Consider the following 16,548-nt stretch of genomic DNA (forward strand, 5'->3'; position numbering starts at 1 on the left):
TTTAAGGAATCATCACAATTGCACCAGAAACTTTTCTGCCTTCAGCTGCACGATGTGCCTCTGCAGCTTGCTCTAGTGGGAACTTCGCTCCAATTTGCACCTTGACATAGCCTTTTGCGATAGCATCAAATACCGCGCGGGCATTTTCTTGCAAGAGTGCAGATGTGGCGTTATGCGGAAATACTGAGGGTCTAGTTAAAAATAAACATCCTTTTTTATTCAGGATCTCAGGTTGGATTTCTGGGGCAGGCCCAGAAGCAGCACCAAATAGCGCAACCGTAGCAAATGGCGCAGCGCAGTCTAATGATCCGAGGAAAGTATCTTTGGCAACCGAGTCATAAACTACGTTTGCTTTCTTACCGCCAGTGGCTTTAATCACCTCTTCAACCCAATTGGGTTTTGAATAATCTACTACCGCATCACATCCCGCTTCTTTAGCAGCAACAACTTTTGCTTGCGATCCGACAGTACCAACCACAAATGCACCTAAGGCTTTTGCCCAGCCAGCCAAAATTTGACCAACGCCACCCGCGGCCGCATGAACCAGGACTATATCGCCCGCTTTTACTTTGTAAGTTTTTTGTACCAAGTACTGCGCAGTCATCGCCTTAAAGAAAACAGCAGCAGCTACCTCATCAGAAACATCGCTAGGTAATGGCACTACTTTTTCAGCAGAAACATTGCGGGCGCTCGCATAAGCACCGATACCGGCATTCATATAGACAACGCGATCGCCTACTTTTAGATTGCTGACACCCTCACCCACAGCCTCAACCACACCAGCAGCTTCATGGCCTAAGCCGGTAGGCATCTCTAGGGGATAAACTCCTGAACGCTGGTACACATCAATGAAATTGAATCCCACCGCGGTTTGACGAATTTGGACTTCCCCCTTGCCTGGAGCAGCTAGCTCTTTATCAATTAATTTAATTACATCCGCGCTTCCCAGTTCGGAAAGACTGACTACTCGAGCTTTTGTCACAGTTCACCTATATTTGTTTTAATGGGAAAAATCATCATACCGTAAGGGCGTTTTCTTCTTCTATGACTGCCCATGTGCTGTCGCCCAACTTCTTGACCGCCATAGAGTAAGTCCAGGCATCGGGTACGCCACAACTCCACTCTTGAGGCCCGTTCTGGATTAATACGTTCACTGCATTTCTGCTGTCGTAATACAGATGGTAGATCTTGCCATGAATGGGATTGAAACTAAATTTTGCGCTATGCACCATCTCTGTTGCATCTAGTCTAGCTTGCAGAGCACGCGCTTGCTTCATTAATACTTCGGCCTGCTCCATGATGCGTTCATATTCTTGCTTTGCATTCTGGCGCGCAACATTAACTGCCTTATCTTTTTCCTCAACTACCTTAATAGGGGCAAATACAGGGGCTCCAACTTCCATTGGATATTCAATTCCAGCGTGTCTTGCTGGATCGCTATCTTCTATTCTCATTGATGTCCCTGCATGCCCTTATTTAATTTACTTGATTAGGCCGCACGCAATACGCGGACCTGAATTCCCTGCTGGCTGAGATTTATAGTCATCTGGATCTCTATGAATCACCACTGAACGTCCAACGATTCCGGTTGGCCCAGTATTTACAGCAAAATCATGTAACTTTGCCGTATAAGTGGCATTACCATTGGCGTCTGACTTGATGTTCGGTAAATCTCCGGCATGATTCATGCCACTATTTGGCATACCGTGTGCTTTAGTCTCAGGATTGAAATGTCCACCTGCACTCATCGCATCTGGAGCAGAACAATCGCCTTTTTCATGCACATGGAATCCTTGCTCAGCATTTGGCTTCAAACCAGAAAATTTGCCATTAATCAAAACGTCGCTGCCTTGCCAAACAAAAATAACTTCACCCTTGGTTTGCGAACCAGATCTTGGTTCTAGATTGGCACTGGCTTTTTGACCTGTGCCTTGCTCCATAGATTGACAAGCCACTAATGAAAGCAATCCAAGCGCGGATAGTCCAATCGATATTCTCTTTAAATTTGTATTCACATTGATCTCCTAGGTTGTTGTGGCGGTCTCAGGCGCCTTGAGAGAAAGTGTGACACAAAATACAGACTTATGCTTAGCGCTTATAGAAGCTCAAAGTGACCTCCCCTAGGTCAAACCCGAACTTACTCATCCTGGCTTTATTTATCATCACTTTGGGGGTTACCAGGTACATCCAATCATTGAATTGGACATGGTAAATGGTGCCGTCCACTGGCAGCGCTAGGGTATAGGTCCAATTCAGGGCATTTCCTGCGGAGTCGCCCTGGGCTTCGCCCACGACATCATCTGCGGTGCCAATATATTTTCCAGGGGATTGTTCTGTGAGCTTCCATATGCGCTTTTGCTTGCTACCGTCTGAGTAATCAAAGCGCTCATCTAAGGTACCCACTTTCTTGCCATTCACTACTTCCCAATTGGCTTTAATGAGTACCGTAAAGCGTTTTTTAACCTCACCATTACGGTCAGTAAATATGCCATAGGCATCAATGGTTCCTGAGAAATACTCACTCAAATCCAAATTCGGCTTTTCGTTAGCATATTGTTGAACTTGAGGACCAGAACAAGCCAATAACAAAGCGCCACAAAAAATAGTCGCGATCAATCTAGTTGAAAAATATCTATTCACTTAACAAGCCTCATTAAAAAGGGGTGGCGGGCAACTTTGCCCTAATAATTCAGCCCGGAGTTTTGGGGCGCTCGTTTTAGGATCAAGCCAAATCCCAAAAAAGGCTTTTGAAAAATCTACCCCCGGTATAAGAGCAATTTTCTTGCCTTCATAATAGAAGGTAGTCCCTTGTTTGGGAGCATAAATGGCAGTCAGCGTCTGGCCAGATTCGACATCAGGCAAAAAGCTAGCAAGCTCCTTGCCCCATAGGGCCGCTTGCATATCAGATGTGCCAATTCTCTTCATCTCATCGGCAGTGCGATTGGCAATAGAAACACCAGTAAACGATTTGTGATATCGCATATCTAATGCAAATTCAGAAGAAGATAAATTGCCCGATCGATAAAAGGAAGCATCATAAATATGAAAACCCCACCAAGTTAATTTGCCGCTACCCTGTAGCTTCGCAGAATTCATTGCGGGGTCCATACTGGCAAAGTCACGAGCAAAGCCAATCGTTGTGGTGAGATAAAACATGGCAAGCACTGCCATCGGCATCTTGAGAAAGGTCATTTACTACCCTTAGATGATGTAGCTTTAACTAATCCTAAAGCTGTCGGGCCAAATAGTCTCGAAATCGCATGTCTATTTTTTGCAAAAAACCGATAGGCTACCTGCAATAAAGGTTGTAAGGCTTTTCGAGAAAAGACCCATGCTAGATAAGGTAGCCCAGCGCGACGATAAGCCTCCGGGAAGACGCTAACCCCTTGTATGAGGGTGCCATCGGCAAATTGTCCATACATTGCTGCCAAGGCTTGATCACAGGAAACCCCAATTTTTTCGGGATCAAAGAGCGCAGAATGAATATCTACGAAGGCGAGTTGATCAGCCTGGCTTCTGCGGGACAAAAACAGAATCTCCGCCTGACACAAAGGACAAGTTCCGTCGTAGAACAGAGTTAATTTTTCAAGCTGGCTCATTGCCGTGCAAGTTTAAGCCTTATTGAATAAACTGGCTGATGACAACTCTATTAAAGGTTTTTATGCAAAAAGAAGTGGCTTTAAATGTCTTTGGTGAACCCCTAATCCCCTGTTCCTTTGACCCCCTCACCGGCTTCTTTAGGGACGGCTGCTGCAAAACAAATGAGGAAGATGTCGGTAGTCATCTCGTGTGTGCGGTAGTGACAAAGCAATTTTTGCAATTTAGCCTAGAAAAAGGAAATGACCTCATTACCCCTAGACCTGAATATCAATTTCCGGGGCTAGTTGCTGGCGATCAATGGTGTCTGTGCATTAATCGCTGGGTCGAAGCTGCCAGCGCGAATTGTGCGCCACTGATTAAATTAGAAAGTACTCATATCCACGCTTTAGAAACTGTCGCATTAGATGTTTTGAAGCAATATTCGAGTGAAGTTTGAAAGCATTTTATACAGACCACTTTGTTTTACCTTTACCAGCAGGACATCGCTTCCCGATGGAGAAATATTCTCGCTTGCGGGATTTAGTCAGTGATTTAAATGGGGTAGAACTAATTGAAGCACCCGCTGCAAGCGACACCCAGATTCTTTATGCGCATGATCCCAGCTATCTCATCAAAGTGATCGAAGGAAAACTGTCTTCTCAAGAACAAAAAGAGATCGGCTTTCCCTGGAGCGAAAAAATGGTGGAACGCTCGAGACGCTCCGCAGGCGCAACTGTCGCTGCTGCAAAGATCGCCTTTGAAGAAGGGCTTGCCATAAACCTGGCGGGTGGCACCCATCACGCTTATCGTGACATGGGTAGCGGGTTTTGTGTTTTTAATGACTCTGCGATTGCAGCTAGAGCACTGCAAAAAGAAATTAGCTCAAAACTGCAGCTTGCCATCATCGATTTGGATGTTCACCAGGGTAACGGTACGGCATCTATTCTGCAAAATGATGCTTCGATTTTTACCCTATCGATCCATGGAGAAAATAACTTTCCCTTTAAAAAAGAAGTGAGCGACCTAGACTTGGGGCTTGCAGATGGGTGTGATGATCATGCTTATTTAAGGGCCCTTACCGAGTCCTTAAATACCCTACACGAACGATTTAAGGCTGACTTTGTGATTTATCTTGCTGGCGCCGACCCTCATGAGGGCGATCGATTGGGTAGGCTGAAGCTCAGCAAAGAAGGTATGCGTCTGAGAGATGAAATAGTATTTAAGTACGCACTGGACAGAAAGTTGCCGGTAGCTGTCTCCATGGCGGGCGGCTACGGCAAGGAAATTGGATCCACAGTTGATATCCATTTTCAAACCATTCAAACCGCCCTGGATTTCCAAAAGAAATACTAAGGCTACTTTTTGCTAACCCCTTTAGGATTAGCAAGATTATTGACGTTCTCAACGCTTTTTTCAAAATTCGCAAATGAGTCCACCATCGTAGCGCGGATCAATTCGAAATTTTGGAGCGCATTATTAAATGAAGTCTTGAACACAGAGACATAGGCTTCACTACCGATGGGTGCGTTATTAGTGGCATCATTCACAAAGTGGATGAGGTCCGCCTTAGATTCCTGAATCATCGCCTCAGCAATATCTGCAAGCTCCTTATTACCCGTTTTGAGAACCTCAAGTAACTGATGATGGTAATGCGTTACTTCTTTTGCAGCATCTTGCAATACTTCGGCATGAACGTATTCAAAGGCCGAACGGGGATCTTGGGTTTTCATGAGATCAGAAACCCGCTTCTGAATCAGCGTAGCCAATTCTTGGGTAGCCTGTTGATTAATCTGCGCAATCGCTTGTGCGCTCTCTGCAGCGATACGCCCCGCTACCTTCGTCGCATCTATGGCCCTCTGCTGATTGGGCATAGAACTAACATTAAATGGATTCTTACTCATGTAGACCCTCTCAGATAGTGAAGACACCTTCCAATCTACTCTCGTTTTAGGGGGTTTCTATAGAGGAAAACCAGTAGATTTCAGGGTCAGTCACCAAAATCACTCAGCACAGGAACCGCCTCACTAAGCCCAGTATGAAATTGCACCCAATACTGAAACATTAGCTTCAGGGGGAATTGTCATTAGATATGCGGCAACACAAGCTGCGGCGATCAATAAAAGACCAACTACCAGCCCCCAATTCCGTATATTCGTTCGCAATACTTTCTCCTATTGGTTTACTTCACGTATTTTTCTTTGATCACAGGTGAACACCCCCTGAACATCCTTAAGCGTCTATGATTATGCCTATGAAAACCATTCACTGGACCCAGCACTGGCATCACATTAGCGCTAGCTTTCGACTCCTGATTATCTGTATTGCAGGTACTGCCGCTTTTTTCTTGTTCTCAACCGCCCCCTCACTTCCAGTTCGCCTGACCCTCTCCTGGAGTATTGCAGGTAGCTTATATCTCCTACTGTCTTATTCCATGATGTATTTCTCAAATGAAGAAAACATCTTTAGTCTTTCTCAAAAAGAAGATGATGGCGCACCCATCATCCTACTGATCACCGTACTAGCTTCAGTTGCCAGCTTAGTAGCGATTGTGATCATTCTTTCTAACATTAAATCGCCAACGATGACAGAGCCTATTAGAAGCATCGCCTTGGTTTTGCTCACCTATATTATTTCTTGGTTATTAGTTCACACAGCATTCGCGCTGCACTATGCACAAGCTTATTATCAAGACCTCGAGAAAACAAAAAAACCTGCTTTAATTTTTCCAGAGAAATTAAAACCAACCTATGTAGATTTTCTGTATTTCTCGATGGTGATTGGTATGACCTGCCAAACGGCTGATGTGAATATTGCCAGCTCTAGAATGCGCTATTTAGTGATGGTCCAAGGCATGATTGCATTTATCTTCAACGCAACCTTACTGGCAATGGCAATCAATATTATTTCTGGGGTAGTTGCACTAAATTGATCGCATAGGCCGACCATAGCCATTTTATTGGGGCTTAATACCGGCATTTTTCATCGCTACCTTCCACCTCTCTATATCCGACAGTAGGAATTTGGAAGTGTAAGTAGGATTTGCGGTTTCAGGGCCTGCAACAGAGGCATCCATCTCGCTATAACGGCGAATCAATAAAGGATCCTTAAGGGCATTATTTAATGATTTCGTCAATCGATCAACGGTCGCCTTCGGGGTATCCTTAGGTGCGTATAAAGCGTGCCATACAGTTAATTGAAAGCCAGGAATTCCGGACTGACTAAAGGTAGGAGTAGTAGGCATAGAGCTAATTCTGTCTTTACTAGCCACCGCAAGGGCTTTTAAATTACCAGCACGAATATGTTGCAAAGTACTCGCTGGTTGATCGCAGATCACATCCACTTGACCTGCTAATAAATCATTCAAAGCCGGTCCAGTGCCCTTGTATGACACAGAGGTCCAGGAGGCTGACAGCGTGGACTTCATTAAGGATTCGCACAAATTGGTTGTTGAGCCAATACCGGCGTTGGCGAAGTTGATCTTGCCAGGGTTCGCCCTGACGTAATCGATAAATCCCTGTAACGTCTCTGCGGGAAAGTCTTTTCGTGCAACCAATACCATGGGTACATCTGTCACCATACCGATCGGTATAAAGTCTGTTCCAGGGTCATAGATTAATTTTGCATACAAAGCTGGTGCTGCTGCTTGAGCCATATTATGAAAAAGAATCGTGTAACCATCGGGATTTGCTTTGGCTACCCTAGCAGAACCAATAGTCCCACCCGCTCCCCCAGTATTTTCAACAATCACTGTTTGCCCTAAATCTTTGGACATCACTTGAGCAAGAATTCTTCCCAATACATCAGTTGATCCAGCTGGAGCATAGGGGACCACCATTACTATTTGTTTATCAGGATAGGCAGCGAAGACGAGAGACACTGAATAACATGCGAATGCCAAAAATATTTTTTGAATAAATTTCATGACTTTTCCATGGTTACAAGATTAGAAGAGTTACTGCTTTTGAGATCTCACATAGTCATACATCGCTGTATGGTCCGCGCCTTTACCCAACTTCTGGTCTGCTTCCTTGGCGGTCGCTACACATTGTTGGGCTAAATGGGCATAACAATTCATATCCTGAATAAACTTCAGGGCGATCTGCACATCCTTACTCATTAAAGCCAGCGAGAATCCAGAATTGAAGGCGTCATTCAACATGAAGTTCTCAACCTTATTCTCTGTTGTATTGTTTTTACCTGTAGAGGCGTTGAACACAGAATTGACTACATGGGTATCCAGGCCGAACTCGGCTGCAGCATTGAGAGCTTCACTTGCAGCGATTAAACCCGCTGCAGATACATAATTATTTAATGCTTTCACTGCATGTGCCGCACCAGCATCGCCTACATGAAGAATGCTCTTACCCATATACCCTAGCAATGGGATAACTTCTTCAAAATGTAATTTCTGGCCACCCACAATAATTGAAAGAGATCCATCGATTGCCTTTTTAACTCCCCCAGATACTGGAGCATCAATAAACTTGATTCCCAATTGCGCTAATTTTTTGTTATTTTCTTTAGAAGAAGTTGGGCTCGAAGAGCTCATATCAATAAGATAGCTATTTTTTGGCAACTTTTCAGCAATCCCTGCTTGGCCAGCACTACCCCAAAGCAAGGAATCAATGATGGTGCTATCAGGCAGCATCAGTATGGTTACATCAGCATCCTGAATGGCCTGCTCAGGACTTGAGACAAACTTAAATCCTTTATCGTCTACAAATTTTGCAGCGACATCTTTATTTAGATCAAACCCAGCAAGCTCATATCCCGCTTTGAGTAAGTTCTGCGCCATGGGAACACCCATGAGCCCTAAACCTACAAAGGCGATTTTTGTGTCTGCTGGCTTCATTAGATTCCCATTTCCTTGAACACTTCCTTGGCCACTCGAAAACTATCAATAGCAGCTGGGACGCCACAGTAAATGGCAACTTGCAAAAAGACTTCTCTAATTTCTTCTTTGGTAAGGCCATTATTAATGGCACCTCGTACATGAAGCTTAAGTTCATGTGGGCGATTCAATGCTGCGATCATAGCCAAGTTCAAAAAGCTGCGCGTTTTTCTTTCTAAGCCAGGGCGATTCCAGATTTCATGCCAACAATACTCTGTAACCAACTCTTGCATGGGCATGTTGAAATCATCTGCATTCTTTAATGAATTCTCTACATACTCATCTCCAAGAACTTCTTTACGTGTTTTTAGGCCTTTTTCAAATGACTCGCGATTCATGTCTCTTCCCCATCATTGGTAAATTATTTTTATATATATTTGCTAATGGAGGCTTGCAACCCCGCATCAGACGATAAATACTACCGCTTTTTGGGGTTCGGGGCTGGAACTGAATCTGGACTAAGCGTTAATACCTATGAAAGGTCTGGCCAGATAATCAGAAAGCTGGTTGATTAATCCGTACTAAAGAAGAATTTGAAAATTTTCTGCGCCAATGCCTTGACGCGATTCAGTCTTGAGTCTGGATCTTCTTCAAGTGAACCAGCCTTTTCATTCTTCGATTTTCGATCTGCAAGTACTTGTGAAATTTTCTCAATTAATTGAGGTGACGCCTCAAAGAATGGCGCCAGACTCTCTTTGGTAATTTCTAGTAAAACACCGCTAGATTTAGCGTATACATTAGCTGAACGTGGTTCACCAGTTAACAAAGACATTTCTCCTACACAGTCTCCAGGCCACAAGGTAGCAACAATGAGTTCCTTACCTTCTTTGCCAGGAATACCAACCTCTAGATGACCTTCTGAAATGAAATACATGCTTTGAGCATGCTCTCCCAGCTTGATCACATGGTCTCCGGCCTCAAAGCGGACTAGGTTGACGTTTGCAGACAATTCCTGCATTTGATTATCATCAAGCACCTTCAGAATACTGGATCGGTAAATGTCTAACAAGCGATGCATCGCATCAGTTGCGATGGGAATATATTTATAAATTGCGATATCAGAATTAATATTAATGGCAGCTGCATTAAAAATGTGTAGCATTGCCTCATTTACTAAATGACTGGAACCATAGTGGTTCAGGCTCGGATCACATTCATAGCTGATGCCATAAGTAAATGCTCCGCCAGTGACTGCTTCAAGTTCGCAAGAATAGCCTGCGTAAAAGCGCTCATCTTTATTTACCAAATATTGCATACCGTTATTCATCATGCTTAAGACTCTATTACTATTATTATGAGTCGTTAAGGTAAATGTACAGCGACGTTTAGCGCCCCGCTTACTTGGCTGCTTAGTGATATTGATGTATTTCCAGTTTAAAAACTGGCGAGTTGGAATTCTTAATAAAAAGTGGTACTTGTCCTCAAGCGTGATCATGCGATGATCAATTTGGGTAACCCTATATACGTCTTTTTCGCCCACAATCTCAATATAGTCATTAATACTAGCCAGGTGATCAGTCTGAATCTGCATACTGGCAGTGATATCAGCAATCGGCTCTCGAAATGCATAGGCTGCACCCAGGCCGACCGCACCTGCAGCAGCCAAAATATGGGAAAGGCTATGGTCATATAACAGAATGAAACCGAGTAAACCAATAATTCCATAAGTCGCAATCGTCATTGCCATGACCATAATCGCGGGAACTTGGAATTCCTTTAATTTGCTATTGATAGACGTTACAAAGGTACGAATTGTCATATCAATACTTAGGCCAAACAGCGCAAATTGAATGACTGCCAATAATGTCGCTAAGTTGAAACTTAAGTCAGCCGATAAATCAACTACTGTCCATCCCCAATAACTACCAATCTTTTGATTAAGCCACCAAGCAAAAATAACATTGGATACAAGCAAGATCGCTAATACCGACTTTGGTAGAGCAAAGAATTTGTGGTGGTTCATATTAGACATATTTATATTTTTTCCAAATACCGTACGTTCTATTCATTAGATCTGCTGCTACAAACTATTCATCTAGCATGCAACATAGTATCAGAGCTTAATTACGGTCCAAAGCCGGAAACATCTTTTCGCATCCTGCAATGGAGATTGCCCTAGATTACTTATATAGCCATTATTTTTGCCCTAAAACCAAAGCTAGCGGACATTATTGGTCTACTTTCCCTGGCTCGGCCCCCAAACAGGGGCCTCATTCGACTCAGCTATAAAAACTCAATTCCACTAAAATAGATACACTTTTATACCAATCAAAAATAGGAAAACGGGAATGAGTCTGCTAGATAAGCTGCAATGGCGCTATGCCACCAAAAAGATGGATCCATTAAAAGCAGTTCCACAAGACAAAGTAGAGCAAATTCTTGAAGCAATTCGTCTAACAGCCAGTTCTAGTGGACTACTGCCCTATGAAGTCCTGGTCATTACCAATAAAGAAGTTCGCGCCAAAATTCTACCTATAGCCAATGGCCAATCTCAGATAACGGATTGCTCTCATTTACTTGTTTTTGCCGCCTGGGACACCTACACTGCACAGCGAATTAATGATGCATTTGATATGACCGAAAGTATTCGTAATTTCACAAGTGAATCTGGTACCGCCTATCGTCAAATGCTATTAAAGGTTTATCCAAGCAGAGATGCCGAAGTCAATTTCACCCATGCCGCAAAACAAGCGTATATCGGCCTAGGGACCGCATTGATTGCCGCTGCTTATGAACAGGTCGATAGCACCCCAATGGAAGGTTTTGACCCCGGTGCATTGGATGCGGTGTTAAATCTCAAAGAAAAAGGATTGCGCAGTGTAGTCATGCTTCCTCTTGGCTATCGTAAAACTGATGAAGACTGGTTAGCAAGTCTACAGAAAGTCAGGCGCGCTAAAGATCACTTTATCAGCTGGATCAATTAGCAAGATCTCCACTTCTTCAAAAAGCCAGTAAGCCACCTCAGCAGCTTACTGGTTAATTTATTTCAACAGTTGCGCTGTTAAGTCATTTTGCGGGTAAGGTAATTTATCAATTGGCCAGGTCATCGATTTTCCAGTTTTAAATACCTGATTAAGGTCAAGTTCGATAAAGTTAGTACGGTTTGCATAGTTTGCAATTTTCAGACGATTATTTTTTAAATCCTTCAGGGTTACCCACTGTGTGTAATCAGAAACAACCTGCTTACCGTCTGTCGAACGAGCCACGCCCACTGGAATGTCGACATTATTCAAAAGGTGATCGACTAATTGAATAGCTTCGCTACTATTATTCGGTTTATCTGCAAAATACTTCAGATAAGTTGCCCTGACAAAACGAGATGGTGGAGTGTAATCAGCAGGCAATCCCACTAAGCCACCGCCCTGGCCTAATTCAGTAACGTTACTTCCATTTACAACAACAGAAGGTGTGGCTGTAGCTGTAAGCGATAAATAGTTTCGAACATTATTGAGATGCCAGTCATAAGTTGGCGAATTAGTTAAAACGCCCGCTACATTTTCATAAATGACCATTTGACCCTTGACGAACTCCACAACAATGCTGTCACCACTTCGGTCTGTTAACACATAGTGCAACCAAGGTGGAGTGGGTATACCTTTGACCTCACTTGGGTCATACCAAACCTTATATTTGGGAAGTTCAGCTCGTAACTCTTTCACAGATCCGAACATGCCTAAAACAAAACTACCAAAGTTGACTACCGAAACATATTGTTTATCTTGTGGAGTTACGGTTTGATACTCAGTAAAACCCGGTAAAAAGTTTCCACTGAGGCCAAGGCCCACTTCGTTTTGTCCTTCCAAATACGCGGCAGATCCCTGTAAAACGCCGGGTGCAATTCCTATAAAAGCATATTTGCTAGAAAGTTTTGTGGCGGGCAAACGCAAAGAAGCAGGTGCCGTCATCGCAATCGAAGTCCCTTTGGGGTTAGAAACCAAAGCCCATTTCATATCGAAAGACCATTCCATTGTCCTACCAGCGATAACCCCGCCATCTTTTGCGATCACATTGATAGCGGTACAGGTATTACCCACTAAGGGAGCGAATGCTAAGGTAGCCGAAACTGTAGCAGCCACTATTTTTTTGATTGTTTGTTGTTTCACTGTTTTTCCTTTGAATAGCTCAATTGAAGTTCCGATACCTTAGTTAATAAGATCTGTAAAGATGATTAGAATCGGAATGCTGCTGATAATTGCGGGCCTTGAAAGGTCGTCTTTTGGAGTAGGCCCCTGATCGGCATGCACTACGCCAATAGACGCAAGCAATGCGCAACTAGATAGAAGCACTACCCGTTCGAGTGTTATTTCACTTTTTTCAGTTGGGTACAGCTTGCCCTGTTTTTAGTTGTTAACACACTAGCGCTACAAAACTCCATCTCATCATTTGCAACATAACCTGTACCTACTCCAACATCACTAGAAAAAGTGAGCGTTTTTCCGTCTCTATGAAATACTCCCGATACGAGATTTTTTAATCCATCCTTCCATGTTGTCTCACCCTGGAAGGCTGCGCCATCTTGAGTAGAAATCGTAAACTTCAGAATTGCCGCATCCTTTTTATTGGATAAAACTGAGCGTGACTGTTTATCTTCTGTTCCACCAGCTGAGCTTACAGCGGATACCACCTCCCAGGTTCCAAGAATATTAGGAGCGGTTTGCGCATACGCAGAACTCGCAAACATTACCGTAAGAATAAGTAAGCATTTTTTGATCATCATCTTTTTTCCTTTTTAATCATCTTAAAAATTACTATTCAATACTTCAAAATTCAGTCCTTAAATCTATGTCTTGCCAAACTAATGCTCAGCCTTATTTAAATCGGCAGAGTTATCTTGATCTAAGTTAGCGTGCAAATACTCAATGGTATGAGGCAAATCTAAACTTAGCTGATCCAAGGGTTGTAGTGAGACTTCTCCCTCTTCTATTAAAAAATCGAGCACATGACCGCCATGACTCTTATCTGCACTCAAAAAATGCAAGTGAAATCCTGGAACAGAAATAGAGTGCATAAAATCGGGGGTCCAAAAACCCACTAACTGGCCAGCAATACCTTCATAGTTAAATTCTTTCTGGTCCCCAGCAACCTCGACTAAGGGCCGATAGGCATCCTGCTTGGGTACAGAGCGAAGTCGAATCTTTGTAAAAGTACCTTCTATTCGGATAGCGTATACAAGATTACTCGACAGCATGGACTTGCTGATGGCTTGCTGTAAGTCAGAATAAGTTACCTGCTTGGGCGCCTCAAAGGAATTGACTGGCTTGAACTGAGTAACGCAGGCGTAAGGCGTCCCCAGATTTAAATCTGGGATTAAGACCGAACCATCTGATCTTAATTGGTAAAAGATGCCATCTGCAAGCACCATTTCACCGTCAAGATCGTTGAAGGTTCCTAGGCCAAAATTGCCATGTCTCAGCACTTGTTTAAGAGTCTTATCTTCTCTCAAAATGCCTTGAACTAGAGCATTTACTGGCGAAGAAACGTAGAGAGAATTAGTCATTATTAAAGTATATGGATTAATTAAGCTCAAGCTTTATTTTTGCAGGGCCACTTTACTATCAAAGCATCAAAAACTAGAGAGGCGAAAGCTTCGTTCATTCTTTTAGGCTGGGTAGAGACATAATCTCTCACAGTAAGGACTCGCTCCCGAAGGCTAACATTGTTGGGTACGCAGATTTTTTTATCATAACGCGCATTATCTTCGACCCCTAAGATAATCCCGATACAAAGCCCCTGGCTAAAATTTGTCTCCTGTAATTTACCCTCTATAAACGCACTACACTCTCGATTTAGCTTGGCAGTTGTCAAATCGGGCAGGTCCATGGTCTTAGTGTCCGCAAAGGCTAGGTTTAAATGGGTAGCTAACAAGACAAATAATATTGCTAAAGCTGGCTTGCGTATATTTAAATTCACAGAAAAATCTAGCGACTATTTTTTAAAATAGTACCCCAGTCCTTTATCCAAGCATTGCTAGTTGCGTCAACTTTGGGGACCCGAATTTGTTGGTCATTTGGGAGCCAATACTCACTTGAACTCCGTAGACCCTTTGCGTGACATTCTGTTTTTTGCTCACACAAATCGTCTTTACAACCCGACTGCCATGCATCTCCATAGATCTTTTTTATACTAAAACCAGAGCAAGCCTGTTGAGCTGAACATTGACTAAGACACTCACGAATAGAAGAATTTGTCCAAGTACCATCCGCTAATGCATATTCATTCGGAATTAATTTTCCCGGCAGCCAAACATAGCCACTGTTTACTACCGCAGCCTGGGATTGCGCCATAGCAGTCACCGCATAGAAAGTGAGAGTCAAAAATGTTGCCAGAATTCCGGTTGCTTTATACACAATGCTCTCCAGACGGTGTCATGAGTGGTTTAACCATAAAGCACAAACTAACATACCTTTTGAGGAAGATGTCAGTTCCAAAATACTTTTTAAGCCATCGACAAGATTGACCCAAGAATAAACATTGGAATTAGATTAGTACTTATATACCAGATAAGTGGCTTAAAAAAATCTCCCCCCTTAATAAAGAAAATAATTTTTTTGAATCTCAAAAACTCATCTAAACTGTTTTCGATTAAATGCGCAGATCAAAATAATTTCTAGCAGCACAAACCATTCATCATCGCCTCATTCCAATTTGGACCACCTATGTTGAACTATTTTCTCAATGCGAATACCGGCTTTCAAAGCATCATTCTTAGCCTCCTTTGTTTATCCTTTTCCTTGGTGACCCTCTATTTACTCAGAAAGATATGGCCAATAGAAGATCGCCATAAAATATTAGACGTCCATGGTCATATGTTCGGCGTTATTGGCATTGTTTATGCGGTATTGGTTGGTGCAGTCGCAATAGGCTCTTGGGAGAAATTTGATCATGCCGATATTGTGGTGATTAAAGAAGCTTCGAGCGCTATCAACATTTATAACTCAGCCCCTGGTCTAGGAAATAATGAAGCTAAAGAGGTGCAAGCTTTCATCAAACACTATCTTGAAGATGCTATTCAAAATGAATGGCCAAAGATGAAAAAAAATATTCCTCCAGAAATGAATGAGGCAAATATAACTGCATTAACCAAACGCTTGACCCAAATTGAACCGAAAACTAAATCTCAAGAATTATTTATACCGATTGTGATTCAAGAAGTGAACTATTTGAGAATGATTAGAGAAGAACGTCTCTTTCTGGCAGAATCAGGCCTGAATGGGGCAATCTTACAATTGGTATTCCTAGGGGGGTGTTTAACTCTATTGGCCTGTATATTCTTGGAGTCTGAATCATCGAAATTCAATAGCGCTATTTTTCTCTCGCTTCTATCGATACTCATAGGCCTAGTACTCTCTGCAATCATCGGCTTGGATCATCCCTTTCAGGGTGATATCAGTATTTCGTCTCGCCCTCTTGAGTCTGCACTGAACTATATTAATAGTGAGGGTGAATTAGTAATGCCTACGAAGAACCCTAAATAATCCTGAGTTTTTTAAATGATGCATACAATTACGAGTAATCATATCCAAGGAGATCCCTATGCGAATACTTAAAATTATTCTCGTTTCAGTAGGTCTATTTTCGGCAAGCCTATCTTTAGCCGATACAAAAATCATCGTTACCCACCCCGAAGTGCCGCCCGCGACTTTTCTTGATTTCGGCAAAGCAGGTCAATCTATTGGCGATGTACGGATTTGGCATTTTGATGCAAAAGCAGATAATGGCAGCAAGCTCACAACCGACTGGATCTTAACTACCACTGGGTTGGTTGCAGATAAAGGTATTGAATACCGCATTACTTCTGCTGTATTTTCTTTCGATGATGGCACTAAAGATCAGATAGTCATTCAAGGTGTAGCTAAATACGCCAGTGCAAAGGCTACGTTAGAGGAATCTACCAGCACCCGAAGAGCTATCACAGGTGGAACGGGGAAATTTGCTGGCATTGGTGGATGGGTTGAAACTATCCATCTTGCAGATGGTTCCTGGCAACATACACTCTATATTAAATAGACCTCATTTGAAATACGGCTGGGAGCCTCCTCTTGAGCCGTTAATGCATTAGTGAGCCGCAAAGACTTGAA

General features: G+C 42.9%; 22 protein-coding genes. 6 read left to right on the top strand and 16 right to left on the bottom strand.

Annotated elements, in window-relative coordinates:
• Position 1: 1 nt before the first annotated feature.
• The 6 genes from ICN45_RS04000 to ICN45_RS04025 form a co-directional block, all read right to left on the bottom strand.
• Positions 2-982 (bottom strand): quinone oxidoreductase family protein, encoded by a 981-nt coding sequence (locus tag ICN45_RS04000; RefSeq protein WP_216173463.1) that lies wholly within the window; start codon positions 980-982, stop codon positions 2-4.
• Positions 983-1,016: 34 nt separating this feature from the next.
• Positions 1,017-1,454 carry a DUF2452 domain-containing protein gene (locus tag ICN45_RS04005; RefSeq protein WP_216173466.1) on the bottom strand — a complete coding sequence of 146 codons (438 nt, stop codon included), beginning with the start codon at positions 1,452-1,454 and terminating at the stop codon, positions 1,017-1,019.
• Positions 1,455-1,481: 27 nt separating this feature from the next.
• The gene (locus ICN45_RS04010) at positions 1,482-2,015 is read right to left on the bottom strand and encodes a superoxide dismutase family protein (RefSeq protein WP_216173469.1); all 534 of its coding nucleotides are present in this window, start codon (positions 2,013-2,015) and stop codon (positions 1,482-1,484) included.
• A gap of 73 nt (positions 2,016-2,088) precedes the next feature.
• Positions 2,089-2,640 carry a DUF3833 domain-containing protein gene (locus ICN45_RS04015; RefSeq protein ID WP_216173472.1) on the bottom strand — a complete coding sequence of 184 codons (552 nt, stop codon included), beginning with the start codon at positions 2,638-2,640 and terminating at the stop codon, positions 2,089-2,091.
• Entirely contained in the window at positions 2,641-3,192 is a 552-nt protein-coding gene (locus ICN45_RS04020; RefSeq protein ID WP_216173475.1) for a chalcone isomerase family protein, read from the bottom strand.
• Entirely contained in the window at positions 3,189-3,599 is a 411-nt protein-coding gene (locus ICN45_RS04025; RefSeq protein ID WP_216173478.1) for a thiol-disulfide oxidoreductase DCC family protein, read from the bottom strand. The genes ICN45_RS04020 and ICN45_RS04025 overlap by 4 nt, the downstream gene beginning before the upstream one ends.
• 38 nt (positions 3,600-3,637) lie before the next feature.
• Between ICN45_RS04025 and ICN45_RS04030 the strand changes: the two genes are divergently transcribed.
• Positions 3,638-4,036: a DUF2237 family protein gene (locus tag ICN45_RS04030; protein WP_255531079.1), complete on the top strand. Its 399-nt coding sequence runs from the start codon at positions 3,638-3,640 to the stop codon at positions 4,034-4,036.
• Positions 4,033-4,932 carry a histone deacetylase family protein gene (locus ICN45_RS04035; RefSeq protein WP_216173482.1) on the top strand — a complete coding sequence of 300 codons (900 nt, stop codon included), beginning with the start codon at positions 4,033-4,035 and terminating at the stop codon, positions 4,930-4,932. Before ICN45_RS04030 ends, ICN45_RS04035 begins: the two co-directional genes overlap by 4 nt.
• Positions 4,933-4,934: 2 nt before the next feature.
• Here ICN45_RS04035 and ICN45_RS04040 read toward each other — a convergent pair whose 3' ends face one another.
• Positions 4,935-5,480 (bottom strand): phasin family protein, encoded by a 546-nt coding sequence (locus tag ICN45_RS04040; RefSeq protein WP_216173485.1) that lies wholly within the window; start codon positions 5,478-5,480, stop codon positions 4,935-4,937.
• A gap of 350 nt (positions 5,481-5,830) precedes the next feature.
• On the opposite strand from ICN45_RS04040, the gene ICN45_RS04045 reads away from it, so the two are divergent.
• Entirely contained in the window at positions 5,831-6,508 is a 678-nt protein-coding gene (locus ICN45_RS04045; RefSeq protein ID WP_216173488.1) for a DUF1345 domain-containing protein, read from the top strand.
• A 24-nt stretch (positions 6,509-6,532) separates the two neighbouring features.
• On the opposite strand, the gene ICN45_RS04050 is transcribed toward ICN45_RS04045, so the two are convergent.
• The 4 genes from ICN45_RS04050 to ICN45_RS04065 all read right to left on the bottom strand — a co-directional run bounded on the left by ICN45_RS04050 (position 6,533) and on the right by ICN45_RS04065 (position 10,442).
• Positions 6,533-7,501 (bottom strand): tripartite tricarboxylate transporter substrate-binding protein, encoded by a 969-nt coding sequence (locus ICN45_RS04050; RefSeq protein ID WP_216173491.1) that lies wholly within the window; start codon positions 7,499-7,501, stop codon positions 6,533-6,535.
• 30 nt (positions 7,502-7,531) lie between these two features.
• Entirely contained in the window at positions 7,532-8,431 is a 900-nt protein-coding gene (locus ICN45_RS04055) for an NAD(P)-dependent oxidoreductase (RefSeq protein ID WP_216173494.1), read from the bottom strand.
• Complete coding sequence (locus tag ICN45_RS04060) at positions 8,431-8,808, bottom strand: carboxymuconolactone decarboxylase family protein (protein ID WP_216173497.1); 378 nt, start codon at positions 8,806-8,808, stop codon at positions 8,431-8,433. The genes ICN45_RS04055 and ICN45_RS04060 overlap by 1 nt, the downstream gene beginning before the upstream one ends.
• A 173-nt stretch (positions 8,809-8,981) precedes the next feature.
• On the bottom strand, positions 8,982-10,442 hold the full coding sequence (locus tag ICN45_RS04065) for a cyclic nucleotide-binding domain-containing protein (RefSeq protein WP_216173500.1): 1,461 nt from the start codon (positions 10,440-10,442) through the stop codon (positions 8,982-8,984).
• Between the two features lie 316 nt (positions 10,443-10,758).
• On the opposite strand from ICN45_RS04065, the gene ICN45_RS04070 reads away from it, so the two are divergent.
• Positions 10,759-11,394, top strand: a complete 636-nt coding sequence (locus ICN45_RS04070; protein WP_216173502.1) for an NAD(P)H-dependent oxidoreductase — start codon at positions 10,759-10,761, stop codon at positions 11,392-11,394.
• A gap of 57 nt (positions 11,395-11,451) precedes the next feature.
• Here the strand turns inward: ICN45_RS04070 and ICN45_RS04075 are convergent, their stop codons facing one another.
• The 5 genes from ICN45_RS04075 to ICN45_RS04095 all read right to left on the bottom strand — a co-directional run bounded on the left by ICN45_RS04075 (position 11,452) and on the right by ICN45_RS04095 (position 14,817).
• On the bottom strand, positions 11,452-12,573 hold the full coding sequence (locus ICN45_RS04075; RefSeq protein ID WP_216173505.1) for a choloylglycine hydrolase family protein: 1,122 nt from the start codon (positions 12,571-12,573) through the stop codon (positions 11,452-11,454).
• A gap of 197 nt (positions 12,574-12,770) precedes the next feature.
• Complete coding sequence (locus ICN45_RS04080) at positions 12,771-13,187, bottom strand: DUF2147 domain-containing protein (protein WP_216173508.1); 417 nt, start codon at positions 13,185-13,187, stop codon at positions 12,771-12,773.
• 78 nt (positions 13,188-13,265) lie between these two features.
• Entirely contained in the window at positions 13,266-13,967 is a 702-nt protein-coding gene (budA, locus tag ICN45_RS04085) for an acetolactate decarboxylase (protein WP_216173510.1), read from the bottom strand.
• A gap of 26 nt (positions 13,968-13,993) precedes the next feature.
• A complete protein-coding gene (locus tag ICN45_RS04090) occupies positions 13,994-14,380 on the bottom strand; it encodes a Rap1a/Tai family immunity protein (RefSeq protein WP_216173512.1) in 387 nt (128 codons plus the stop codon).
• A gap of 8 nt (positions 14,381-14,388) precedes the next feature.
• On the bottom strand, positions 14,389-14,817 hold the full coding sequence (locus ICN45_RS04095) for a hypothetical protein (protein ID WP_216173515.1): 429 nt from the start codon (positions 14,815-14,817) through the stop codon (positions 14,389-14,391).
• Between the two features lie 309 nt (positions 14,818-15,126).
• Here ICN45_RS04095 and ICN45_RS04100 point away from each other — a divergent pair, with 309 nt between their 5' ends.
• Both ICN45_RS04100 and ICN45_RS04105 read left to right on the top strand, forming a co-directional pair.
• A complete protein-coding gene (locus tag ICN45_RS04100) occupies positions 15,127-15,945 on the top strand; it encodes a bestrophin-like domain (protein ID WP_216173517.1) in 819 nt (272 codons plus the stop codon).
• A 58-nt stretch (positions 15,946-16,003) separates the two neighbouring features.
• Positions 16,004-16,477, top strand: coding sequence for a hypothetical protein (locus ICN45_RS04105; protein WP_216173519.1), 474 nt, complete (start codon positions 16,004-16,006; stop codon positions 16,475-16,477).
• The last annotated feature ends 71 nt before the right edge of the window (positions 16,478-16,548 follow it).

Source organism: Polynucleobacter alcilacus, from assembly GCF_018881545.1.
Lineage (GTDB): Bacteria > Pseudomonadota > Gammaproteobacteria > Burkholderiales > Burkholderiaceae > Polynucleobacter > Polynucleobacter alcilacus.